Source organism: Acinetobacter sp. WA-87 (assembly GCF_039938935.1).
GTDB lineage: Bacteria > Pseudomonadota > Gammaproteobacteria > Pseudomonadales > Moraxellaceae > Acinetobacter > Acinetobacter seifertii.
Genome location: NZ_JBDUVF010000008.1, coordinates 95,648 through 120,673 on the forward strand (window position 1 = coordinate 95,648; position 25,026 = coordinate 120,673).

The window sequence follows — 25,026 nt, forward strand, 5'->3', positions numbered from 1 at the left end:
TATTGAAGAGCGTTATGCAAAAAAAATGGTTAATCCTGACAATTATCGTCCTTATATATTTACCAGTTACGATTGATGCAACGGTGATGCATGTTGCAACACCATCTTTAAGTGCAGCATTGAATTTAACTGCCAATCAGCTTTTATGGGTCATTGATATTTATTCACTGATTATGGCGGGTTTGATTTTGCCGATGGGTGCACTTGGTGATCGTATTGGCTTTAAAAAATTATTATTTATTGGAACTGCAATTTTTGGAGTCGGTTCCTTGGCTGCGGCTTTTTCTCCAACAGCTTACGCCTTAATTGCTTCCCGTGCTGTTTTAGGTCTAGGAGCAGCGATGCTTATTCCTGCCACTTTATCAGGTATACGTAATGCTTTTACCGAAGAAAAGCAGAGAAATTTTGCACTCGGTCTTTGGTCTACAGTAGGTGGTGGCGGAGCAGCTTTTGGTCCATTGGTTGGTGGTTTTGTACTAGAACACTTCCATTGGGGAGCTGTATTCCTCATTAACATTCCGATTATTTTAGTCGTTCTAGTCATGATCACGATGATCATTCCAAAACAACAAGAGAAAACTGATCAGCCAATTAACTTAGGGCAAGCTTTAATTTTAGTCGTGGCAATTTTAAGCCTGATCTATTCAATCAAATCGGCGATGTATAACTTCTCGATGCTTACGGTTGTGATGTTTGTGGTGGGTATTAGTACTTTAATTCACTTCATTCGAAGCCAAAAAAGAACGACCACGCCAATGATTGATCTGGAGTTATTTAAACATCCAGTGATTTCTACCAGCATTGTGATGGCGGTGGTTTCCATGATTGCTTTGGTTGGCTTTGAATTACTCTTGTCTCAAGAGTTGCAGTTTGTGCATGGGTTTTCTCCATTACAGGCAGCCATGTTTATTATTCCATTCATGATCGCGATTAGTTTAGGTGGTCCATTAGCCGGAATCTGTTTAAATAAATGGGGACTTAGACTTGTTTCTACTGTTGGTATTTTAATAAGTGGATTTAGTCTATGGGGGCTTGCCCAGCTTAACTTTTCGACCGGTCACTTTTTAGCGTGGACGTGTATGGTCTTTTTAGGCTTTAGTATTGAGATTGCCTTACTGGCTTCAACTGCTGCGATTATGTCATCTGTTCCACCACAAAAAGCAAGTGCAGCAGGTGCGATTGAAGGTATGGCCTATGAACTTGGAGCTGGTTTAGGCGTGGCTATTTTTGGGTTAATGTTGTCTTGGTTTTATAGCCGCTCAATTATTTTACCAGCAGAGCTTCCATCGAACTTAATTGAAAAAGCGAGTATCTCGATTGGTGAAACCATGCAATTAGCTTCTAACCTTGAAAGCCCTTTGGGAGGGCAATTAATTGCAGTTGCTCAGCAAGCTTTTAGCTATGCGCATAGTTGGGTACTCACTATTTCAGCTATTTGTTTCTTCCTTTTAACTGTATTTGTCTGGTTTAGCTTTCCTAAAAAAGTAAACTAAAATAAAGGGTAAAAAGAGAGATTTATCTTTCTTTTTACCCTCAAATGTCTTTTTTAATATTTTCTTTATAATAAATTTAGTTATTTAACTCTCATAAACAACCCATTCTTTAATAAATTTCATGTTTTTATTTCAAAATGATTCAATATTCATGTAATTGAAATTTAATGAAAAATTGATTGATCGAAAATTGACTGTAAAAAAATGGTTTGTTAACCTGCTATTCGAAAATCTAAAAACAAATAAAAGAGGCCGCTGTGAATTTTAAATTAAAAACATCACTTATTATTGGAGCAATTGTTGCGTCTTCACTTGTGTATGCCGCAACTGTACTTTCACCAAATCAGAATAATAATAGTGGATCAATACCATCTGGTTATTCAGATTTAGAATTTTCTTTAGCTAATGGGAATTGGGTCAAAAATCTCTCTTTACCAGCAAGTGCTAATAATTCGGACAAAATTACAATTCGTTCTAGTGCTGCCTATAGTAGTTATTTAGATACTTCTAATACGAATATTCCGTTAGAAGTGTTGAAGATAAATAGTGGAGATGTTTATCAACTCATCTTTAATAGCAGTCAAAATAAATGGATTGCTCAGCTAGCGACGGTTAGTCCTACCAATGGTACTAACTATGAGGTCGTACCTTTAACAACCGCATCAATGCAAAAAGTACTCATTCAAAATGACAAATGGGCACAAACCATTGCATTACCGAGTGATGTACGTGACGGAACAACCGTACAAGTTGTTTCTACAGCAAGTGCAAGCTCAGAGATTGATAAAACAAATTTACTATTCCCGAGCAGTTTTACATTAAAAAATGGCTCTGAATATTGGTTTAAATATTATTCTGCTTTAGGAAAATGGGTTCCAGAGTATATAAAACCTCAGAAGCTAAATGTTCAGCAAATCGGAACATCTTTAGCCGCGGTAAGTAGCCCGCTAACGGAAGTTTCATTTGGAGATGGGAATTGGGTCTCGAATTTCACTTTGCCTACCACTGCAAGTGATCGAGATAGAGTTATTATCAAGTCTACAGCGACTTGGTCAGCAAAGATTAATAATAACAATGTTAATAGCCAAGCGACTTTAACGCTTAAAACAGGCGATCAATATGAGTTTATGTATGTAAGTGATAAAGGCTATTGGCAGCTGATCTCTTCACCAACAAAGGTGATTGATTCAACGGCAACAATCCCTGTAACTTTACCGAATATGACTCAGCCCACTTTAAAGGTGAAACTGTCTACATCAAATTGGCAACCGACCTTGCAGCTACCAGCTCAAGCTCAAGTCGGGGATAAGGTGGTTATTGTGTCGAATGCATCGGCAAACACCTATATTAATGCTGCTAATGGCTTGTCTACTGCAATTAAAAATGGTGAAAATCGCCGTTTTATTTACACTGCTCAAGGCTGGACAGTAGATAGTTATACAATTGATATGTTGTTAGTTTCTAGTCCAGAAGTAAATGCAATTTTAGGAGAGAGCGCTGCAAAACTTAGAATGATTGAAGGCGTAAATCTAACAAACTTAACCGCTGAAAATTCAAATGCGCGTTTTTACTTAAGAGATGTGGGCTATTTAACTTATAAAATCCCTGCAGCCACTTTAAAAGAAGCGATCTCGACTGGACGAGATGACACGACGGTACAAAATGAGCGTAAACGTGTATTGGCAGACGGTGTCTATTATCAAGGTAATGAACCAGGCGATGGTGGTTGTGGTTGGGCTTGGATTAATGCTTCTGCATATAACATGATTGGTGCAAATGATATTGCAGGTTGTTCTTTCGCGGCCATGCGCCATGAAGTCGGGCACAACCTTGGCTTGTACCATAATGGTTCAACCAATATTGGCTCAGGTTTTGCTCATCCCTTAGGAAGTACAGCAATGGGCGGTAATAATATTAATTTTTACTCTAGCCCGTATCTGTATAACCCTAAATATGGTGTACGTTTAGGTGAAGAAGGGAAGATTGATGCTGTCAGTGTCATTAACCTGAACGCACAGAAAATTTCTCTATATAACTAATCTCTATTTTAGCTGTAAATAATGAAGAAAAATAAATTGTTAATAGGAACTGCTATCGCTTGTGTGGCGTTAGCAGTTTTAATCTGGTTTGCTTTTTCACAGCAAAGCTCTTCTGCTTTAACGTCGTCTTTAGAAAGTCAGCAAGAGTCTGGGACAAAAGTGGCAGATAGTCAGAGTGAATTTTCTCGTCAAAATATGCTGAATTTGAGTTCATCAGAAAAGGAAAAGTTGTCTAGGCAACAAATTGTTTTTAATGAAATAGAAAAAGATCAGCTTCCTTCTAATGTTAATTTTCCACTACTTAAAAATGCTAAAGGTATGATCATTAAATATGATCCAAATGTGATTGAACTTAAAAAAGTGGGCGACACTGTTAAGTTCCAAATGTTGGAATATGGCATTAATCGCACGGGTAAAATTGTAGAGATCGAACCTGTTGACCAAGATATTGTTCGGTGGATTGGAAAATTTGATCAGGGCGATTCAAATCAGAATTTCTTTACTATTACTCAAAGTCAAAAAGATCACTATACGATCATGCAGATTTTTACCGAGAAAGGAAATTATTCGGCTGAAATTAAGGATGGTGTAGGGCTGGTCCAAACCATGGATGAAGGTGTAACTGATCAACAGCTACATCATGATCATCCTTAGACAAATAAACGCTTCTGGCTTTGAAAAAGAGTGTGGTTCGCAGTTTATCTGTACGGATATGAGCTTTATGCGTTCACACTCTTTTAAAAACAAAGTATGCTTATGCCTGTAAAAAGGAGCATACATGTATCAAGTACTTGCTAGAAAATACCGTCCACGTAACTTCAATGAGTTAGTGGGACAAAACCATGTTTCTCGTGCATTAAGTAGTGCATTGGAACGCGGTCGTCTGCACCATGCTTATTTATTTACAGGAACGCGTGGTGTAGGTAAAACTACAATTGCACGTATTTTAGCCAAGTGTTTGAACTGCGAAACAGGTGTGACTTCAACGCCGTGTGAAGTCTGTGCAACGTGTAAAGCGGTAAATGAAGGCCGTTTCATTGATTTGATCGAAATCGATGCTGCTTCAAGAACAAAAGTAGAAGATACGCGTGAACTTTTAGACAACGTTCCTTATGCGCCAACGCAAGGTCGTTTTAAAGTTTACCTGATTGACGAAGTACATATGTTATCGACGCATTCTTTTAATGCGTTATTAAAAACACTAGAAGAACCACCAGAACACGTTAAGTTTCTGTTTGCTACGACTGACCCACAAAAGCTACCGATTACGGTTATTTCACGGTGTCTGCAATTTACTCTACGACCTTTAGCTGTAGATGAAATTACCAAGCACCTTGGTGCTATTCTTGAAAAAGAGCAAATTACTGCTGATCAAGATGCAATTTGGCAAATTGCTGAATCTGCTCAAGGTTCACTGCGAGATGCATTATCTTTAACGGACCAAGCGATTGCTTATGGTCAAGGTTCTGTACATCACCAAGATGTTAAAGAAATGCTTGGCTTGATTGACCGTACGATCATTTATGATTTGATTTTAGCGGTTCATCAAAACCAACGTGAAAAAGTGAGTCAGCTTTTATTACAATTTAGACATCAAGCGCTAGATGTTTCACTGGTGCTTGATCAGCTCATTTCAACATTGCATGAATTGGCAATTTTGCAATATCTACCTGATTTGAGTTTGAAATATAGCGATGAAATTAATCGCAAAATCATGCAATTGTCTAAGCTAATTTCTGCTCAAGATTTACAGCTTTATTACCAAATCGCATGTAAAGGTCGTTCAGACTTGCAACTTGCCGTGACGCAAGAGCAAGGTTTTGAAATGTGTATTTTACGCTTATTGGCTTTCCGTCCTTTAGCACCTAATGAAATTTTAGTTTCAGAGCCTGTTCAACAAAATAGACAAGCAGAAGTAGATTTAAATTCGCAAGCTCAGCAAACAGCTCAAGAGATTGCTCCTATAAGTACTGTTCAGTCGGTTGAAGTTATTAATCAACCCGTTATGGTTGAACCTGAACCTAATCAGGATTTAATGGTATTTGATCCAAATCATCATGAGCTAATTGGGCTTGAGTCAGCAGTTGTTCAAGAAACAATTAGTGTTCTGGAAGAAGATTTCATTCCCGTGCCAGAACAAAAGGCAGTACAAGTTCAGGCTGAAACTCAGGCCAAACAAATTGAACCTGAGCCAACTTTTACGGCTGAGCCACAAGGTTTATTTGAAGAATCTAGCGCTGCTGAATTTTCTCTTGGTCAGGATGCGCCTTTAACTCATGACTTGGTTTCTGAACCTATTATTGAGCAGCAACCATTGGTGCAACCCGAAGTGGTTGTTGAAACTGCTACAGCTGTAGAAGAATCTAGCGCAACTGATAACGGGCAGTTGATGCCTCAGGATATTTTGAAGCTTTCTGCTCAAGTCTTAGAAGGTGAGTGGACACTTGAAAAATGGGAATACTGGTTTAGAAACAGCCAGCTTTCTCCAGCCGTTCAAGAACTTGCTCAACATGGTGTAATGACTGGAGAAATTGGAGGCAATACGATTTTCCATATTCCTCAAGAATATGAAAATATGTTGACCCAATTACAACAAGGCCTCATTGATGCTTTAAAACAACAATGGCCAAATACACAATTTACGGTTGAGTATGGTGCAGTTAATACATCTACACCTTATGTCATGCAAAGCATTCGTAAAGAAAAAGCTTTCCATAGAGCGACAGAGCTATTACAGCAACAACCTGTCATTAAAAGCCTCATAGAAACTTTTGATGGCGAACTCCAAAATATTCAATTAAAGCCTTAAATTTACATAAATTTTGACCTTGTGAGAAATGTGGAAATAATAGAATTTTCATATTTTTCACTGGATTGAAATATTCAGGTCACGCCACTGTCATTGTACTTTTCTATGTTAGCCATTTTAGATTTTAAATGGACTATATATCGTCATGAAAAGGCAATGCACAGGAACACCTTCCTTTAAATATTCTTATTTTTTATTAATCGGCGCCATTCTGCTGAGTGGTTGTAACGACTCATCAAATGATAATTCAAATACACCAGAGACAGGTAAAAAGCCTGTAATGCGCTGTGCTCCTTAAACTTAAATAATAAAAAGAACCTGATCATGATTACACGTCGTAAATTTTTAAATTACTCTTTAAATATGGGTTTTGGTGCAGCGGCATTCGCAGCTTTTCCATCTAGTATTCAAAAGGCTTTAGCAATTCCTGCAAATAATAAAACGGGTACCATTCAAGATATTGAGCACGTTATTATTTTAATGCAGGAAAATCGATCTTTTGATCATTACTTTGGTACGTTAAAAGGCGTTCGAGGTTTTGCTGACCGCTTTACAATTCCTTTGCCAAATGGTCGTAAGGTTTGGGAACAGCTTAGACGTAATGGGCAAGTTCTAACGCCTTTTCATTTAGACGGTACAGCCAATAATGCACAGCGTGCAGATGGCACACCGCATACATGGAACGATAGTCAGTTGGCATGGGACAACGGCCGTATGGCGAACTGGCCAACTCATAAGACTGATATATCCATGGGCTACTTTAAAGAAAAAGAAATTCCATATCAGTTTGCGCTTGCCAATGCCTTTACGATTTGTGATGCCTACCATTGTTCCATGCATACTGGAACCGACGCAAACCGATCTTTTCATTTAACCGGTACCAATGGAGCAACACCGACCAAGCGTTCATTTGTAAACAATGAATGGGATTGGATTGATGGTAACCCCGCTACGGCAGATCGTGGTTACACATGGAAGACCTATGCCGAAAGATTAGAAGAAGCAGGGGTAAGTTGGATTTGTTATCAAAATATGCCGGATGAATGGGGCGATAATATGCTTGGTGCATTTCGTTCCTTTAGAAAGGCAAACATTGCTTCTGGCTACCCAGTTGCAAGTGGTGGTGAACCAAACAAACCCTACGCCGATACAGGTCAAAAGCTACCCTATAAAGCCTATGATGCTGCGACCGATAATGCCAAAAATCCACTTTATAAGGGCATTGCAAATACGCTACCGGGTAATAAACCTGAAGAGTACCTTGACGCTTTTAAACGAGACATTCGTGAGGGTAAATTACCTCAAGTGTCTTGGATTAATGCGCCATCAATTTACTGTGAACATCCAGACCCTTCAAGCCCAGTTCAAGGGGCTTGGTTTATTCAAGAAATTATTGATGCATTAACTGCTGTGCCAGAAGTCTGGAGTAAAACAGCACTGCTTATTAACTTCGATGAAAATGATGGCTACTTTGACCATGTACCGTCACCATCTGCGCCATCACGACTTGCAAATGGTCAGTATGCTGGCAAATCGACATTAAGTAGTGCCGATATGCAGGATGAATATTTTGACCACGCTGCGCCTGAAGGAAGCCATTCTCAGCCTACACCTGATGGTCGTGTTTATGGTCCGGGCCCGCGTGTTCCTTTATATGTGATTTCTCCGTGGAGCCGTGGTGGTTGGGTAAACTCGCAAGTGTTTGACCATACGTCTGTGCTCATGTTTTTAGAAAAACGTTTCGGTGTAAAAGAGCCGAATATTAGTGCGTACCGCCGTGCAGTGTGTGGTGATTTGACCAGTGCATTTAACTTTAAAACACCAAATGCAGATGTTTTACCGCAGCTGAATGGTAAACAAACACGTGTGCAAGCAGATGAGTTAAGAGAAAATCAAGAAGCTTTACCAGCTGTGCCTGTACCCACGGATACGAAGTTACCGATTCAGCAAAGTGGTATACGTCTTTCACGTGCGTTACCTTACGAGCTACACACCAGCGCACGCTGTAATACTGATGGCAAAGTGCAATTGATTTTCTCTAATACGGGTACGCAAGCAGCGGTTTTTCATGTTTATGACAAGCTCAATTTAGACCGTATTCCAAAGCGTTATATTGTCGAGCCGAATAAGACTCTAGATGATGTATGGGACGCTTTAAAAGATAATTTAGGTCGTTATGATTTATGGGTACTCGGTCCAAATGGCTATCATCGTCATTTCAAAGGGGATACTCAACGTATTGTTGATAGTGGCGTTAAACCTGAAATTCGAGTGTGCTATGACATTGCCAATGGTGATGTTTATGTCGAACTTATGAATGATGGTACTAAGGATGCGATATTGACGGTAAAACCGTGTGCATATCGACAAGATGCGCCGTTACAACTTACCGTAAAAGTGGGACAGGTTGTTAAGCAACATTGGGCTTTGGCTGACGTGGGACATTGGTATGATTTTGAAATCACGAGCCAAAGTGATCCATATTATTATCGACGTTTTGCTGGCCGAGTTGAAACGGGTGAAGACTCTTTTAGTGATCCTGCAATGATGTAAGTTTAGATGGGCAAAAAGAACAGATCATTTTCTTTTTGCCTCATTTTTTTATAATAAAAATTTCTCTAAAACTTCACGAACTGTCTCGGAAATTGGTACAGTCTTACGCGTTTCACGATCTACAAACACATGCACAAAATGTCCTTGAGCTGAGGCTTGATCTTGGCCTTGTTTAAAGATCGCTAATTCATAACGTAGAGAAGTCGTACCAATTTTACCAATCGCAACACCTACTTGAATAATTTCTGGAAATGATAACTCTTGTAAAAAGCTACAAGCTGAATCAACCACTAACCCAATTGATTTTGCTTCATGAATATCAAAACCTGTTTTTTGAATGAGTAAAGCATTGGCTGCTGTATCAAAGTAACTATAGTAAGTCACATTATTCACATGACCATAGATGTCGTTATCTGCCCAACGCGTTTGAATGTCTAAAAAGAACTTAAATTGATCTCGGTTTTTTAAAACTGGTTTAGTCATTAATGAATCGCCTGATAAATTGCCAAAGCAGCGGCTTCTGTCATGTCTCGTGGGTTATTTTGTAGTAAGCGAGTTTGCAACATGGCATCTTGAGCAAGTCGAGGTAAACTCGACTCATCAATACCCAAATCTCTAAGTTTTAAGGTCAAGCCACTACGGTCTAAGTGGTTCTGCATATGGTCAATGAACAGATCACACAAGCCATCAGTGCTGCCATTGCTATATGGGTCTAACCATTGCATAAGTTCCGCATAGTATTTTTTTGCATTCGGCGCATTAAATTTTAATACTTCAACCAGCACTAAGGCATTGGTATGTCCATGCGATAAATGAAAATGTCCACCCAGTGGATAAGCTAAAGCATGTACCGCAGCAACGGGCGAGTTTGCAAATGCTTGCCCCGCGAGCATTGAACCAAAAAGCATGTTTTGACGTGCTTCTAAATCATTACCATCTTTAAGAACTTTCGGTAAGTTATGGTTTAGTAGCTTCAAAGCATTCTTAGCTAAAATATCGGTGTATATATTCTTCTTGTGCTTAGAGGTATATGCCTCAATGGCATGTACCATCGCATCAATACCTGTTGCAGCAGTAATATGCGCTGGAAGGTTTTGAGTAAAAGTAGCATCAAGAATCGCAGTGTCGGCGTACAGTACTGGAGAGACAATCCCCATTTTTGTTGTCTCGCCAGTAGTCACAATTGAAATAGGTGTTACTTCTGAACCTGTACCAGCTGTGGTTGGAATTAAAATAAGTGGAAGGCGAGCTGTGGTGACTTGGTTTACGCCATACATGTCTTGCAAACTTTGAGTCTGGTCGGGGTGGGCGAGTAAAGCGATTACTTTTGCAACATCTAAAGAACTACCACCACCAAAGCCAATAATGGCATCTACATTTTGCTGCTTTGCATAGTTAGCTGCATCTAAGACCACTTGTTCTGGTGGGTCAGCCTGAACATCTGCATAAATGTCATATTCAATGTTGAGCGTATTTAAAATTTGAAGAATGGGTAGATGTAATTGATTTTTGATCATGCCAGCATCAGTGACTAGCAATAACTTACGGTAAGCTTTTGAAGACAAAACATTTTGTAATTCTTGTATAGAACCTAAGCCAGAAATGATATTTGGAACGGTTTGAAACTGAAAATGGCTCATATACGTTATTTCCTTATTTTTGAAAATTATTGTCGAATGGTTCTATAAGATTCAATCTTTAAATAACTTAGCACAGGACACCTTAAAATAAAGTAGTTCTAGGGCAATTATGTTGGGTGTTAGATGACATCAACACTATTGTTATCTGTTGGGATCGAGAAGGATGTGCAGATGATGCATAAGTTATTTAAAAAGACATTGAATGGTGGGCTTTTTGTTATTTATAGGCTGGTAGAGATTTTCTGGCAAGCTTCTAATTTATATAATGCCTTAACAATTAATAATTTTATTCGGTTCTAAAAATGAAAATTTCTAAAACTTTACTTAGTATCATTGGATGTAGTTGCTTCATGTTTAGCTCAGTAGCGATGGCAAAAAACAACTCTGGTGTATTTTCACCTCAAAAGGGTGTAATTTGTGACAAATACATATGCGCAGACAAAAAAGGTATCTCAAAAAAACTTACAACTAAATACTTAGGTCCTTATAAGGCGAATAAGGCTTTCTCCCAAGGCGATTTTGATACTTCAGCATTTACACTCTCAAATGGTGTGTTCTGTGATACCAAAACAAAACTATGTCATGTCGATCGATATTTTGAAAATGGACATCGTAGTAAAATTGATAGAAATACGACTGATAAGTTATTTAAAAATAAATAAATTTTTTAAAAAATTATATAAAATTCTGAATTGAAATAACCTGCTAAAAGCAAATTTTTTACCATGTACCCTGCTAACTATCGACTAATGGTGGGGTTTTTTATTGTTAAGTATTTCTGTAATATCAATTTAATAGTATAAGTTGGGAAAAGCCAAATAATTGATTTTAGAAAGTAAAAGGGAGGAGTTCATTTTTTAATAGTTTGAATTAAATAATTATTTATCTTAATTCGCGTTGAGGTTGTATAGACGTTATTAAGTAGGAAATATGATCAAGTAACTGTTTCTTATTTGAGGTTTAAGCGTCTTTTCCATTAAGACTTTTTAATGAAAAGTGAAAATGGGTCTTTTTATTTTTAAGAAAAAGCATAATTGATTTGAGATGGGATTTTCATGTTGATGTATACAATTAGATATGTTCATCGGAACAATACTTACTATATCGCTTCAAATAGCGAGGGAAAATTTATTATTTTTGAATCACTTGATTCTGAGTTTCGAATGGGCCATCAAATTTCTTATGAGAATGGGACAATATTTAATTTGACACTAAATGACGAAACGGATGCAGTTATTAAGCTGGAGAGTAATGAAAAAGGAGCCTATGAGTACTTACATTTAATTAAGTAAATAAGCTTTGTTTTTTGAGAAAAAACTATGCTATGTTTATTTTGCACTTTAATGATGAGCAAGTTTAATTCATGAACTGTTTACTAAAAAAAATCAATACCACCACCACGACCTTCAGAAAAGGCTGCGTGTGATTTTTTATTAGAGCGACTTAATAAGATAACCAAACCCAGTCAATAATGGCTGGGTTTATTTTTCTCTGCACATTATTGGTTTTTTACAGAGAAAGATTATGGATAAAAGTCATAACTCAAAATCAGCTTTACTTGTTATTGATATGCAAAATGGCCTATTCAATGCAGAGTCGAAACCTTGTAACCATCAACTCATACTTTCAAATATTCTTAAGCTGATAGAACATCACCGATTGAATAACAGACCCATTATTTTTGTCCGTCATGTGGGCGACAAAAATACACCCTTAGATCCAGATAGTCCGAATACTCAACTAATAGCAGACTTATCTTTTAATTCAGATAAAGATTTTGTTATTGAGAAAACTTATGCTAGTAGCTTTAAGAATACGGACTTAAAAGAACTGTTAGAGAGACTAGATATTGAACAAATTATAGTAACTGGAATGAAAACTGAATATTGTATAGACACGACTATTAGAGCTGCCTCAGAGGCTGGATATAAAGTAATGGTAGCCTCCGATGCACACACTACATTTGATTCAATACATTTAAGTGCCCAATATATAATTGATCATCACAACCAAATTTTTAGGAATGCTTTTGCTAAGGTAAACACTACAGAAGAGCTTATCTTTTAGTTTTAATTTATAAATAAAATCGTAAAGATAAGTGCTCTGATAGGTGGTTGAATAGTCTTACAAGGGCATGATTTAGTAAACCCGAAAGGTCTTTTTTATTTTTAAGTATTTCTGTAAGATCATGGGGTTGCTTTAAACAACAATAAACCTTAATGATCAGCGCAAAAGTCATAAGGGGAAGCCTACTTGAAAGAGTAGGCTTTTTTTATTTTTAATATGACAGCTTTCCGAACTTGCATCGCTGAACTTAAGATGTAGAAATTTATTTTTTAGTATGGATGAGTTTAAGTTCCAAATTCTTCAAATCTATAACTTGATTAGATGAATCTACAAGTTTTAATTTCAGTTCTTCATCGGTACTTTTATCAAAAACTTTGACTACATCTTTACCTTCTTCAATAAAATTACCACCTGACTCAAGCATCGCGAGTAGAACGATATTTAGGCTTTTGCCTTTTTTAGTGAGTAAATATTCTTTACGCTCTCGTACGCCAACTTCTTTATAAATTGATAGCTCGAATATTTCTAATTGGACAAGATGTTTGAGACGATCGGTTAAAACTTGCTTTGATATACCTGTATTTTCTAAAAAATCATTAAATTTCGTTACCCCATAGAAAGCTTCTCTTAATAATAAGATCGTCCATTTGTCATTCAATATTTCTGTAATTTTGAATATCCCACAGACGTCTACGGGAAATTTATGTTCTGGAATAAATTGATTTGACATTAGAGGAGGCTCCAATTAGGATGAGTCTTTAATTTAGACCTAGAGTTAATTCAGGTAGCATTATGCCATTTATAAATATACAAACTATAGAAGGTTTACTCGATAAAGACAGTAAGGCCGAACTTTTTAAACGCATAACAGACTTATTTGTAGAAATAGAAGGTAAAGGTAATCCTGCTTTTCGGGAACATGTCTGGATTCGGATTGATGAATATCCACCTGAGCAGTGGCAATTAGGTAGCTTAAGACCAACGAAGGAAATGATCGAGTTAATGACTTCAGCAAAATGATTTATCTAAAGCCCTATGAGTAGGGCTTTTATAATTGAACATGATTTTATTCAAAATATGATTGCTATCTCTAATTAAATTCAAAATAAAAGTTTAGCGACTTTATCGCCTGATTTATCAACTTTTAATCTATTGATAAACATTATTTTCCTTTTCAACCCAACTGAGTTTTGACAAAATGCAACAGGCCATTAGGGTCAAGAAAGACTTGACCAGATTTGTAGCTTGTGGGAATTTTGCAGTAACTTTGCAAGCAATCTGTTTATTTTTATGTAATTCAAATGTTTGGAACTAATTTCTAATGGAAACACAATATAAGGTTTTATGTGTCTGTTTAGGAAATATTTGCCGCTCACCCACCGCTGAAGTGGTTTTCAGACATTATTGTGATAAGCATCAACTCAATGTAATCGTCGATTCGGCTGGAACGAGTAATTATCATCCCAATAAAGCACCTGATCAGCGTAGCCAAATGCATGCTAAAAAAAGAGGCTATGATTTGTCGTCTTTACGTGCTAGACAACTTTCAACTCGAGATTTTTTAGATTTTGATTTGATTTTGGCAATGGATCATCAAAATTTTGAAGATATTCATGATTTGCTACAAAACGCTATATTTCAATTTGGTAGTCATCAAATTCGAGCAAAAATTGCATTAATGAGTGAGCATGATCCGCAATATCTAAAACAAGCTTTACCTGATCCTTATTATGGTGGGCAGGAAGGCTTTGAGCGTGTACTTGACCAATGTGAATCAAGTACTTTAGCGTGGGTTAATATCTTAAAAAAACAGTTGAATGTTTAGGAATAGGTTTTTCAATACAATGCAAATTCAAAATCAAGTACAGCTTAAGCCATTCAACACTTTAAGTTTAGATGTGACAGCATCCCATTACACTAAAATCACCTCTATCGAAGATATTAAAGCTGCTTTGGATTTTGCTAAACAGCATGAGTTAAACGTACTTGTTTTGTCTGGCGGTAGTAATATGTTGTTGCCGCAGCAAATTAATGCGCTAGTTATACATCTTGATATTCAAGGTATAGAAGTTTTATCTGAAAATCAGGATTTTGTTCAAGTTAAAGTAGGTGCAGGGCAGGTTTGGCACGATTTTGTTTTATATAGTACTAAGCAGAACTGGTATGGATTGCAAAATTTAGCACTTATTCCTGGATTAGTTGGTGCTTCACCAGTACAGAACATTGGTGCTTATGGCGTTGAAGTTGGTGAGTTCATTGAGTCAGTGCAAGTCTATGACCGGCAATTTAAAGAGATCAAATCAATTTTAGCAGCAGACTGTCATTTTTCTTATAGACATAGCATTTTTAAAGATGATCCGACACGCTACATCATTACGCATGTCACCTTTAAATTACCTAAGCAGCCTCATTTAAAGTTAAATTATGGTGATTTAAAGCAGGCAGTTGGAGACAATCTAACTGCTGAAAATTTACAAAATCAGGTTATTAACATTCGACAAAGTAAACTTCCTGATCCTAAAGAATATCCAAATGTAGGAAGTTTCTTTAAAAACCCAATAGTAAATGCGCATGAGTTTGAACGTTTAATCACACAATTTTCAACAATTCCACATTATCCTCAAGCTAATGGTAACGTTAAAATTGCAGCTGGTTGGTTAATTGATCAAGCAGGTTGGAAAGGTAAGCAGTTGGGTGTGGTGGGTATGTTTCACAAACAAGCATTGGTTTTGGTGAATTATGCCAATGCATCTCTTGCTGATGTGAAGAAAACTTATCAGGCTGTACAGCATGATGTTGATCAGCATTTCCATGTTATGTTAGAACCAGAACCTGTGCTTTATAACAGTTTAGGTTTAATTGAAAATCATACGGAATAGTTTTATGCCAAAAGTACATTTAATGGTACGTTTTGTACAAGTAGTCACTGTGCTATTTGTACTATTAGGCTGTTTCGTAGTTTTTTTATATTCACCATTTTATTCAAAACTTATTGTAGCTGGGCTTAACTATTTTGTGCCTGTGGATGTGAATGAAGTGGCTGCGGAAAGCCAGAGAAAAGCTGCCTTAAGTGAACATGATAACTTAGAGCCAGGTTCAAATTTATGGATTGCTCGTCAAGCTTATTTAAAGTTGACTGAAGATGCTTTACGTGAGAAAAAAGCAGCAGATTTGGGCTACATACAAGAAAACTATAAAGCTTTGCAGCAAATTATTCTTTTAGAAGAAAAAGAACAAGAAATGGAAGAAGAGCAAGAAACTTCAGCTGTAAGTGTTCCTTTAGTTGCTAAAAACTCAGAAATAGATGCAGCTGATGAAACAAGTGGTCCTATTGATGAAGCACTTTTTATTAACAGCTCAGAAAATAAAGCACTTACAGAACAATACACAGAGTTTTTGGCAAGAAAACCTGTAGTACCCGAGCATCAAAAAGCGGTAAGCGAGCCTGAGCAGAAAGTTGAAGATGTCAGTAAAAATCCACTTCAACCTCAACCAAAAAAACTGTCAGAACCTTATGCAATTGTGGTGTTAGGTGGTGGTTTAACTTTAGATAAAAATGGCAAAGACATTGTAGTTAATAGTTATACACGTTTAAGACTGGAAAAAACGTTAGAAGTTGAGCAACAAAATGACCTCCCGATTGTGTTGAGTGGTGTTGAGGCACCTTATATGCAGGCATGGCTAAAAAAGCGTGGGGTCGATGCAAAGTTATTAGAACAAAAAAGTATGAATACTTGTGAAAATACTCGTTTTAGTTCGTTACTGCTTCAAAAGAAAGGTGGTGCTCCTACGGTAATGTTAGTCACAGATGAATATCATATGCCGCGTACACGTCGCTTATTTGCTTTGAATGGTATTGAAACAATTCCTGTTATTGCCCCAATGCCAACAGCACTTACACGTTGGCAACCGAGTGTACAAAACTACGATCATAGTCGTCGTGCAAATTATGAATTACTTGCGACAATTCGTGACATGCTATTTGGTTCAAGTGATTGTCGAGAGGTGCCTTAATGTCTGAGATCCCATTTCTCAATCCTGCCGTATTAAAACAATTAGATTTACCGGTACCTAACCGTGATCTCACTCCGCAAGTTTTAAGCCCTCTTAATTTAAATACATTAGAAGAACCTTCTCGTGAACTTTTAGCATATCGCAAATTATACGGTTTACATTTACTCGACTGTGATCACTGGCAAGGGTATGTCCAAATGCCTTTATTTCGTCTACATGTTCAAGTTTTTAAGCCTAAATTAGACAAAGTACAAGGAACTGTCTGTTTATTACATGGTTATCTTGAACATAGTGGAATATATCAGCCAATTATTCGTGAAATACTTGAACAGGGTTTTAGTGTAATTACCTATGACTTACCTGGTCATGGTTTAAGTAATGGTTCACCAGCAAGTATTCAAAATTTTGATCATTACCAACAAGTTCTGATGGCTGTTTATCGATATGTTAAACACGCAGATCAGTTACCTAAGCCTTGGGTCGGGATAGGTCAAAGTACGGGTGGTGCAATTTGGATGCATCATTTGCTTGAGTATGCAGAAAAACGCCAAGATCCAATTGTTGATAGAGTTTTATTACTTTCACCTTTAATTCGCCCAGCTAAAACAGCATGGTGGCATAATCCAGTGGGACTTGGCATTATTCGCCGCATTAAACGCCAAGTACCAAGACACTTTAGACGTAATAATCATAATCCTGAATTTTTACGTTTTATTCGTTTAAAAGACCCATTGCAGCCACGCATGATGGGGATGGACTGGATTTTGGCAATGTCGAAATGGATGCAGGAAATGGAAGAACGACCTGCTTGTCGTATTCCTGTCTGGTTAGCGCAAGGTGCATTAGATCAAACAGTAGATTGGCGTTATAACATTGAGTTTATTCGCCGTAAGTTTAGGCTTCAAACCTTATTAATGCTTGAAGAGGGGTCTCATCAATTAATTAATGAGCGTGCAGATATACGTGCAGCTTTAACAGGTTTGATTCCAGCCTTTTTACATGCAAAGCCAAAGCATTTTTATTATTAAAAAAGTAATGCACTCAATCTAGTCAATAGATTGAGTGCATCAGTTAATTAAATCAGATGATTATTTTAAACTCTGATAAAGCTCAACGAAGTTTTTATAGACCGAAGATTGTTTCTGCGGAGAATACATATTGCGTTCAATAATACCTTTGTCAGTTTTAACTAGAACATTAATGTTTTGAGCATTTTTAAATTCTTGTAAGAATTGACTTGGAATAATAAAGTATGTCGTCGAGTGCTTAGGAACAAGTCGACTAACATTCGTTTTCTCAGTAGCTTGAGCTGGTTTATAACTAAACTGCTTTCCATCAATATCAAATACTAACGAATTAATATCATAGAAGTTGTAACTACTACTTAAATGAACGTCTACACGAACTTGATTTTTCTGTTTTTCATTCCATTTAACCAGTAAGCTTGGACAAAGTTCTGTGGGTAAGCAATTAAGCTGACCAGCTGTTTTTAGCTCAGATGTTGCTGTCGTGGTATTAGACTTATACGAGGTTGTGCTACAAGCTGCTGTAAGTAAACAAGTACCTAATAAAAATAGGGCTTTTTTCATAATGTAATTCCAAGAAAGCACGTTTAATATTATTTATCTTAAAGATGATAAATTTTACCCCTCATTAAAGAGTTTTTGGACTTAAAAAAGCAAATGGTTTCGTAACTTTAAATTCAGATGTCGCGTCACCTGCATAGATATGGCTCTGCTCAGGTCCAAGATCAAGTCTTCGCGTTTTACCGTCTTTAAAATTTATTTTCTTTAAGTCAACCCAAAATACATTTGGTGATAAGGCTGACTCAAAAAAATAAAGCATCTGTTTATGGTCTGCAACAGTTCTCCAGCGAGTCGATGAAATATTAGGCTCTTCTTGTGTGTTTAAACCGTATGGAACCGATGCATTACGAATCACGCTAAATACAGAAGCCTGTGCTTGTTTCATATCATCATTTTTAGGAATTGCATTGATATAGAATGAAGCGCGAGCAAAACGGTCAGAAGCTCGGTTTGTACCAGGAAGCATAACGGTACCACCAATTTGTTTCCAATATTCTGCCAATGCCAATTGTTTATCAAAAGTAGGTGAGTTAGTCATGATTTGATAACTTCGGCTGTGGTGAATAACTTGCTTGCCACCAATGTATTCAATAATTGCGCTATCACCCGTTTTATCTGAAATAGATAAATGTAGTGTCGTTAATCTCGTTTCACCTGGAACACTATCAGTCACAATTGTATAAGGTTCTTTCTCAAGCGCTTTCACAGCCTCATCTACGGTTGCGAAATTATCAAGAACATATTGTGCCCAAGCGGCAATACTTAACAGTGGTTTATTTGATTTTTTTACGTCAGGATATTGAGATTCAACTAGCCATAAGACATTTGCAACTAAACCAGCCTCATTCATTCCATCAGTCGTAGAGACTTCGTAACCGGTTGCAATAACGCTGCCATACTTAGAAGTCCATTTTATTGATTTAGATCCTGCACTTCCATCGCGGGCAACACCACTTGGCAAAATCCATAAATTCGTACCCGTATCAACTTTCCAGTCCATCGAGCGGGCAGTAATAACATGTTGATTATTGCCTAAATAAACTGCACGTGTACAAGCAACTGCATAGCTACTTAACCCTACAGCCAATGCGACAAAAGATGAAATGAATGTTTTCTTTAACATGAGAATACACCTTCTTGTTATAACAATTTGAGGATATTTATTTAATAAAATTAAAGCATGTATATTATTTATACTTTAATAGTAGGTGAAAAATACATTAAATACAAACTAAAATAAGAAACTAATTTAAGTAGAAATCACATATAAGTTTAAAATAGAAAAGAGCATCACACTTAACTATGATGCTCAAATTATCAAGTTAATATAAATTAAAAATGATTGGCATCAGCCATATTCCACATTCGGTAATAAAAATTATCACCGTCATTATTAAGTTCAGATTGCAAAAGCTCTCCGTCTTTTAAGAAAAAGTGCAATTGAGCATAATTCTTAATTTCACGGTCATTTACACGTTGTGCCAAGTGATGGGCTTTAATATCCGAAGGATGGCGTAAGCCAGCAGCAGCAATCATTTCAGATAAAGCATGTAATGTATTTTTATGAAAATTAAATACACGTTCTGCTTTAGTTGGCACATGTAAGGCTTTTTGGCGGTCTTTATCTTGGGTTGCTACGCCTACAGGGCACTGATTTGTATGGCAACTTTGAGCTTGAATACATCCAACTGCGAACATGAATCCTCGTGCTGAATTGACCCAATCTGCACCTAGTGCAAATGTGCTGGCAATATCAAATGCACTAATAATTTTACCACTTGCACCAATTTTAACTTGGTCTCTTAACCCAGCCCCTACAAGTGTATTATGTACAAAACGTAAGCCTTCACGTAAGGGAGTACCAATATAATCACTAAACTCAATTGGCGCTGCGCCAGTTCCACCTTCAGAGCCATCTACTACAATAAAATCAGGAACAATTTTCGTTTCAAGCATTGCTTTCACAATACTCATAAACTGCCAAGGTTGCCCAATACACAGTTTAAAACCAACAGGTTTTCCGCCAGATAATGTGCGTAACTTCTGTAAGAACTGCATCATTTCAATTGGTGTAGAAAAACTTGAATGTTTTGCTGGAGAAATACAATCGTGATCCCGTGAGACACCACGAATTTCGGCAATTTCAGCAGTAATTTTATGCTTAGGTAAAATGCCGCCATGACCTGGTTTAGCACCTTGTGAAAGCTTTAACTCAATCATCTTGATTTGTGGTAGTTGAGATTGTTTAGCAAATTTTTGCTCGTCAAATTTTCCATCTAAAGTACGGCAACCAAAATAGCCACTGGCAATTTGCCAAACAATATCACCACCATTTTCTAAATGATAAGGACTGAGGCTACCTTCACCTGTATCGTGATAAAACCCGCCTAATTGTGCTCCTTTGTTTAATGCGCGTATTGCATTTGCGCTTAAACTACCGAAACTCATCGCAGAAATATTCATAATAGAAGCGCTATAAGGTTGAAGGCATTGGCTATTACCAATTTGAATCCGAAAGCTCTTTGGGTCTGCCGGTGGACATGGGCTAATTGAATGAACAATAAATCGGTAATCTTCTTGATATACGTTAATAATTGAACCAAAAGGTTTGTCTGCATTTTCATTTTTAGCACGTTGATAAACTAAACTTCTTTGCATGCGCGAGAAGGGTAGTGCATCTTGATCGGCTTCAATGAAATATTGGCGAATTTCAGGACGTATGTCTTCAAATAGAAAACGAAAATGGCCCATGATCGGGTAATTTCTTAAGATAGAGTGCCTATTCTGTAATACGTCATATAAGCCTAATAGACTCAATACACCTGTAAGCACCCATAATCCGTTGAGTAAAGTATCAGAAATAAAATAATAGATACTATGTGGGGTGTATACAGTTCTGAACCAAGTGATACTAAGTGCAGTAAAAATACATAAGAACCAGAGAGAATGGCGTGAAAAAAATGTATTGAGAAATTTATGTCGAATAATTTGTGCTGGACTCGCCATATGTGAACAAATTCCTAATGTTTTACTGGTAGATACCTTGCCAAGAAGCAACTTAAACTACAAGTATGGAATTGTTAGTTTCAATGAGGTGGAGGTCAAAAGTAGTCGATGATGCTTAAGATTAAAAAGTTTAGTATTCTTATATGCCTAGAGCATTATTTACTCATTTTTTTAAATTTGGATATTTTAGATATTATGTTTTTTTAGAATAGGAATAAGTTTAATAATATTTATATATTGTACTTTTAATATGAGCGTTTATTGATTTTAAATATGTTAATAATTACAGAAATAAATTTTTTAACCCGAGCTTTAATATTATAAAAAATTGTTTTTTTATGTTTATTACGGTTTCTTAAATATTTAGCTAGTCTCTTGGAACCCTGTTTGCTTGTAATTTGATCATAAGTGTAAATTTTGACTTGTTGATCTGATATTTTTTAGATTTGTTTTTTGGTAATATTTGTAGATTGATATAGTATTTTAGACCGATCTTATTACAACTATATAGCACTCTAAAAATTAAGTAGGGAATTGGAATGAGCTGGAAATTATTAACAATTTCTGTTTTTTTTACTGATGTATTTTTATTAGTTTTAATGTTTTATCTAGGTTATGATTTTGAAACTTTTAAAAAAGTTGCTTTATTCGAATCTTGTCTAGTTGCAGTTGCTATCATTTTTGATGCTATGGAACAAAAAAAGAAACCTATTTTTCCAGGAAGTATTGTCTATCCCTTGTTAGGTATTTTATTTATTTTAGGCTTCACACCTATTCTTGATTTTTTTGCAGTAAGACCTAAAGGATTTCATACTTGGGACATAAAAAATATTTTGATCATTGATGAATATAGCGAAAATTATCAATTTAATAAGTTGGCTTGGTACGGAAAGGCTTATGTTCAACTTAGCTTTGCGCTGGCGGGTGGGGTGTTGGGTTTCATTTTTCATTTGGTATTCAGAAATACTTAAGCAAGTATTTCTTTCTTTATAAATAATTTCCTCTTGTTCTAAAGTTAAGGAAATCAATCAAAGCATGTTCCAAACTCTTAGAATTCTTATTCATTAAATTTTAATTTCTTATTCATTTAAAATATATAGAATTAAAAAAATGCTTATTTTTTAATCACTTATTGTGAATTTAGTTCTGAAAATAATAAAATATAAAAAATGATGGTAAAATTTAACTAATGAAATTTTATGATTTTTTAATAAAACTAATAAAAAAATTGAATAAAATTACCGGAAATTTCTTTAAAAAGTGGTATATACCATATAAATACTCATAATTGAGAAATCCATCGAAATTTAACTTGTTAATAGATATTTAAAATGAAATGAATAGCTATATTTTTGTTGTTTTTTTGTATGATGCGCGCACAGTAGAGTAAAAAAAAAGACGCTTTGAAAAAACAGTCAAAGAAGCTAGTGATTGGATTGGGGAAGGCTAGTTTTTACATCTATTAATTCTTATTGGCGTAATGTAAAAAGGTTTTCAATCATGAAAAAATCTCTCATCGGTTTATCTGCAATTGCTATGGGTTTAATGTCTATCACCGCTGCAAATGCTGCAACGGCTACTGGTACATTAACTGTTAAAGCCACTATTACGAATAGCTGTGTACTTAATACTTCAGCTACAGGCACAACTGCAAATGCAATCTTAGACTTCGGTACCTTAAGTTCTCTTGCGAGCAATGTAGATGCAGACACGACTACTACAGGTGGTACTGCAATTAAAGTCCTTTGTAACAACACTGTGCCATGGACTTTGGCGTTTGACGCGGGTAAAAATGCTCAGACTACTCAACGCCGTATGATTGGTGGGGCAACAAGTAACGAATATATCCCTTATAACCTTTTCTCTGATACTAACCGTGCAACAGCAATCGCTATTGCAACGGCTGCCTACAGTGGGAATGGCACTGGTTCAGTACAAACAGTGAACGTATATGGCCGTATCCCTGCTGGTTCAGTTTTACCAAGCGCTGGTAGCTATGTTGATACAGTAACTGTGACTGTGACTTATTAATTTTAAATCAGTTCTGTTCATTGTTGTCGCTAGCTCTTTTGTAAGAGCTAGCTCTAGCTTAATTTGAGAAAAGTAATTCTGGGCAAGTTATGAAAAAAAATATCTTTGTTGCTACAATTTTATTGTTATTTTTGCCTAGTGTGTTAAATGCTGCCTCAATACGTCTTTCTCCTGTGAATGTTGAAATATTGAGTGATCAATCTGCATCCTCAATTAGTTTATATAATCAGTCGAACGAAAGTGCTGACTTACAAATACGTATATTTGAATGGACTCAGAATGCTGGACAAGATCAATTAATTCCAACAGATGATATTGCAATTAGTCCACCTTTCTTAAAATTAAAACCGAATGATTCTTATAATTTGCGTGTAGTCCGCATTAAGCCAGAACCAATTTCTGGTGAAAAAACTTATCGTATTATTCTTGATGAATTACCAAAACCTATCGATAGTCGTAAAGCATCGCAAGGTGTAAATGTATTACTTCGCTCATCATTACCTGTATTTGTAGTGAATAAAGATGCGATTACTAAGCTGAGTTGGTCAATACAGAAAGAACAAAACAACGCTTATCTTACTATTAGTAATGTTGGCAATCGCCATGCGCTTTTAAATAATTTAACACTTGTGGATACTACTTCAAATAAAAGTTATCCGATTAAAGTAAATACCGTAAATGGTTATATTCTTTCAGGAAAATCAAGAAATTTTAATATTAGCCCGGATTTTAAATTCCAAGCTGATCATAAATATAATATTTCATTGAATATTAACGGTAAGCCGGCATCTCTTTAAAGAGGCACATATGAAATATCTCGTAAGTGCTTTGTGTGTTATGTACTTGCCGATTCATGCTTTTGCTGAATCATTACAAGACAACACTAATGCCGCTTTGCCTAATATTCCGGAAGTTACAAACTCCGCTTTTCAGACCTCTGGTTCTGATAAAGGCTATATACAACTATTTTTAAATATTTCTATCAATTCTAATACTTCTACCGACTTAATATCGGTACATCAAGACCAAGATAGAAAATTATATATACGGGTCCATGACCTAAAAGCCTTAAGACTGAAAATGGATGAACATATCCCTGCTAGCCAATGGGTATGTATTAATGAACTGAAAGGAATCCAGTTTAAGTATCTGGAAAATGAGCAGTCTCTAAACTTACAAGTTCCTGCGAGCATGTTGAGTGACTATTCTGTTGACTTAACTGGTCAGCCGACTACAAACACCAACTTACTAAAAATGAAACCTTTAAATGCTGCAATTCTGAATTACAGCATGTATCACACCATTACTAATAATGAGAGTATTTTCTCAGGTTCGGCAGAAGGGATTTTTAACAGCGCGCTTGGTAATTTTTCATCCGGTATTTTATATAACGGTAGTAATGAAAACAGTTATAGCCATGAGAAGTGGGTACGTCTGGAAAGTAAATGGCAATATGTAGATCCTGAAAAAGTCAGGATATATACCCTAGGTGATTTTATTTCCAATAGTTCTGACTGGAGCAGTAGTGTGCGTCTTGCTGGTTTGCAGTGGTCGAGTGCCTATACTCAGCGTGGTGATATTGTTACTTCTGCGCTGCCACAGTTTTCCGGTTCAGCGGCGCTACCTTCTACACTGGACTTATACGTTAACCAGCAAAAGATTTATTCAGGCCTTGTTCCTTCAGGTCCATTTGATGTTAAGCAGCTCCCGTTTATTTCAGGAAATGAAGTTACATTGGTAACAACTGATGCAACAGGTCAGCAAACCATTACTAAAAAACCTTATTAC

22 protein-coding genes and 1 pseudogene are annotated in these 25,026 nt (G+C 36.4%); 17 read left to right on the forward strand and 6 right to left on the reverse strand.

The window, feature by feature from the left end; translation table 11 throughout:
• Window positions 1-14 precede the first annotated feature (14 nt).
• The 5 genes from amvA to ABFY81_RS17805 all read left to right on the forward strand — a co-directional run bounded on the left by amvA (window position 15) and on the right by ABFY81_RS17805 (window position 8,894).
• Entirely contained in the window at window positions 15-1,493 is a 1,479-nt protein-coding gene (gene amvA / locus ABFY81_RS17785) for a multidrug efflux MFS transporter AmvA (RefSeq protein WP_347914304.1), read from the forward strand.
• A gap of 257 nt (window positions 1,494-1,750) precedes the next feature.
• The gene (cpaA, locus tag ABFY81_RS17790) at window positions 1,751-3,532 is read left to right on the forward strand and encodes a metalloendopeptidase CpaA (protein WP_347914305.1); all 1,782 of its coding nucleotides are present in this window, start codon (window positions 1,751-1,753) and stop codon (window positions 3,530-3,532) included.
• Window positions 3,533-3,553: 21 nt separating this feature from the next.
• A complete protein-coding gene (gene cpaB, locus ABFY81_RS17795) occupies window positions 3,554-4,186 on the forward strand; it encodes a metalloprotease secretion chaperone CpaB (protein ID WP_347914306.1) in 633 nt (210 codons plus the stop codon).
• A 124-nt stretch (window positions 4,187-4,310) separates the two neighbouring features.
• Window positions 4,311-6,341: a DNA polymerase III subunit gamma/tau gene (gene dnaX / locus ABFY81_RS17800; protein WP_347914307.1), complete on the forward strand. Its 2,031-nt coding sequence runs from the start codon at window positions 4,311-4,313 to the stop codon at window positions 6,339-6,341.
• Window positions 6,342-6,665: 324 nt separating this feature from the next.
• Complete coding sequence (locus ABFY81_RS17805) at window positions 6,666-8,894, forward strand: phospholipase C, phosphocholine-specific (RefSeq protein WP_347914308.1); 2,229 nt, start codon at window positions 6,666-6,668, stop codon at window positions 8,892-8,894.
• Window positions 8,895-8,942: 48 nt separating this feature from the next.
• Here ABFY81_RS17805 and ABFY81_RS17810 read toward each other — a convergent pair whose 3' ends face one another.
• Together ABFY81_RS17810 and ABFY81_RS17815 are read right to left on the reverse strand one after the other, a co-directional pair.
• Entirely contained in the window at window positions 8,943-9,377 is a 435-nt protein-coding gene (locus ABFY81_RS17810) for a thioesterase family protein (RefSeq protein WP_347914309.1), read from the reverse strand.
• Window positions 9,377-10,534, reverse strand: coding sequence for an iron-containing alcohol dehydrogenase (locus ABFY81_RS17815; RefSeq protein ID WP_019458686.1), 1,158 nt, complete (start codon window positions 10,532-10,534; stop codon window positions 9,377-9,379). The genes ABFY81_RS17810 and ABFY81_RS17815 overlap by 1 nt, the downstream gene beginning before the upstream one ends.
• Window positions 10,535-10,836: 302 nt before the next feature.
• Between ABFY81_RS17815 and ABFY81_RS17820 the strand changes: the two genes are divergently transcribed.
• The 3 genes from ABFY81_RS17820 to ABFY81_RS17830 all read left to right on the forward strand — a co-directional run bounded on the left by ABFY81_RS17820 (window position 10,837) and on the right by ABFY81_RS17830 (window position 12,601).
• Window positions 10,837-11,196 (forward strand): YcgJ family protein, encoded by a 360-nt coding sequence (locus ABFY81_RS17820; RefSeq protein ID WP_025465238.1) that lies wholly within the window; start codon window positions 10,837-10,839, stop codon window positions 11,194-11,196.
• Between the two features lie 399 nt (window positions 11,197-11,595).
• Entirely contained in the window at window positions 11,596-11,826 is a 231-nt protein-coding gene (locus ABFY81_RS17825) for a hypothetical protein (protein ID WP_031944457.1), read from the forward strand.
• A 232-nt stretch (window positions 11,827-12,058) separates the two neighbouring features.
• Entirely contained in the window at window positions 12,059-12,601 is a 543-nt protein-coding gene (locus tag ABFY81_RS17830; RefSeq protein WP_347914310.1) for a cysteine hydrolase family protein, read from the forward strand.
• Between the two features lie 262 nt (window positions 12,602-12,863).
• Here ABFY81_RS17830 and ABFY81_RS17835 read toward each other — a convergent pair whose 3' ends face one another.
• Complete coding sequence (locus ABFY81_RS17835) at window positions 12,864-13,331, reverse strand: helix-turn-helix domain-containing protein (RefSeq protein WP_347914311.1); 468 nt, start codon at window positions 13,329-13,331, stop codon at window positions 12,864-12,866.
• 62 nt (window positions 13,332-13,393) lie between these two features.
• On the opposite strand from ABFY81_RS17835, the gene ABFY81_RS17840 reads away from it, so the two are divergent.
• From ABFY81_RS17840 to ABFY81_RS17860, 5 genes are all read left to right on the forward strand, one after another.
• Complete coding sequence (locus ABFY81_RS17840; RefSeq protein ID WP_004701091.1) at window positions 13,394-13,621, forward strand: tautomerase family protein; 228 nt, start codon at window positions 13,394-13,396, stop codon at window positions 13,619-13,621.
• A 301-nt stretch (window positions 13,622-13,922) separates the two neighbouring features.
• Entirely contained in the window at window positions 13,923-14,426 is a 504-nt protein-coding gene (locus tag ABFY81_RS17845; RefSeq protein WP_347914312.1) for a low molecular weight protein-tyrosine-phosphatase, read from the forward strand.
• A 19-nt stretch (window positions 14,427-14,445) separates the two neighbouring features.
• Window positions 14,446-15,480 carry a UDP-N-acetylmuramate dehydrogenase gene (gene murB / locus ABFY81_RS17850; protein ID WP_077169254.1) on the forward strand — a complete coding sequence of 345 codons (1,035 nt, stop codon included), beginning with the start codon at window positions 14,446-14,448 and terminating at the stop codon, window positions 15,478-15,480.
• 4 nt (window positions 15,481-15,484) lie between these two features.
• Window positions 15,485-16,615, forward strand: a complete 1,131-nt coding sequence (locus ABFY81_RS17855) for a YdcF family protein (RefSeq protein WP_077166163.1) — start codon at window positions 15,485-15,487, stop codon at window positions 16,613-16,615.
• Window positions 16,615-17,643: an alpha/beta hydrolase gene (locus tag ABFY81_RS17860; RefSeq protein ID WP_004701095.1), complete on the forward strand. Its 1,029-nt coding sequence runs from the start codon at window positions 16,615-16,617 to the stop codon at window positions 17,641-17,643. Before ABFY81_RS17855 ends, ABFY81_RS17860 begins: the two co-directional genes overlap by 1 nt.
• Window positions 17,644-17,703: 60 nt before the next feature.
• Here ABFY81_RS17860 and ABFY81_RS17865 read toward each other — a convergent pair whose 3' ends face one another.
• The 3 genes from ABFY81_RS17865 to ABFY81_RS17875 form a co-directional block, all read right to left on the reverse strand.
• Window positions 17,704-18,207, reverse strand: a complete 504-nt coding sequence (locus ABFY81_RS17865; RefSeq protein ID WP_077163460.1) for a hypothetical protein — start codon at window positions 18,205-18,207, stop codon at window positions 17,704-17,706.
• Between the two features lie 61 nt (window positions 18,208-18,268).
• Window positions 18,269-19,324, reverse strand: coding sequence for a linear amide C-N hydrolase (locus ABFY81_RS17870; RefSeq protein ID WP_004701100.1), 1,056 nt, complete (start codon window positions 19,322-19,324; stop codon window positions 18,269-18,271).
• Window positions 19,325-19,533: 209 nt separating this feature from the next.
• Window positions 19,534-21,207, reverse strand: coding sequence for an FMN-binding glutamate synthase family protein (locus tag ABFY81_RS17875; RefSeq protein WP_019458696.1), 1,674 nt, complete (start codon window positions 21,205-21,207; stop codon window positions 19,534-19,536).
• Between the two features lie 539 nt (window positions 21,208-21,746).
• Between ABFY81_RS17875 and ABFY81_RS17880 the strand changes: the two genes are divergently transcribed.
• The 4 genes and pseudogenes from ABFY81_RS17880 to ABFY81_RS17895 all read left to right on the forward strand — a co-directional run.
• Window positions 21,747-22,178: a hypothetical protein gene (locus ABFY81_RS17880; protein ID WP_347914313.1), complete on the forward strand. Its 432-nt coding sequence runs from the start codon at window positions 21,747-21,749 to the stop codon at window positions 22,176-22,178.
• A gap of 529 nt (window positions 22,179-22,707) precedes the next feature.
• Window positions 22,708-23,238 (forward strand): spore coat protein U domain-containing protein, encoded by a 531-nt coding sequence (locus ABFY81_RS17885; RefSeq protein ID WP_068933623.1) that lies wholly within the window; start codon window positions 22,708-22,710, stop codon window positions 23,236-23,238.
• An 89-nt stretch (window positions 23,239-23,327) separates the two neighbouring features.
• Window positions 23,328-24,035 (forward strand): fimbria/pilus periplasmic chaperone, encoded by a 708-nt coding sequence (locus tag ABFY81_RS17890; RefSeq protein WP_347914314.1) that lies wholly within the window; start codon window positions 23,328-23,330, stop codon window positions 24,033-24,035.
• A gap of 40 nt (window positions 24,036-24,075) precedes the next feature.
• Window positions 24,076-25,026: pseudogene (locus tag ABFY81_RS17895) on the forward strand (fimbrial biogenesis outer membrane usher protein); the annotation flags it as partial.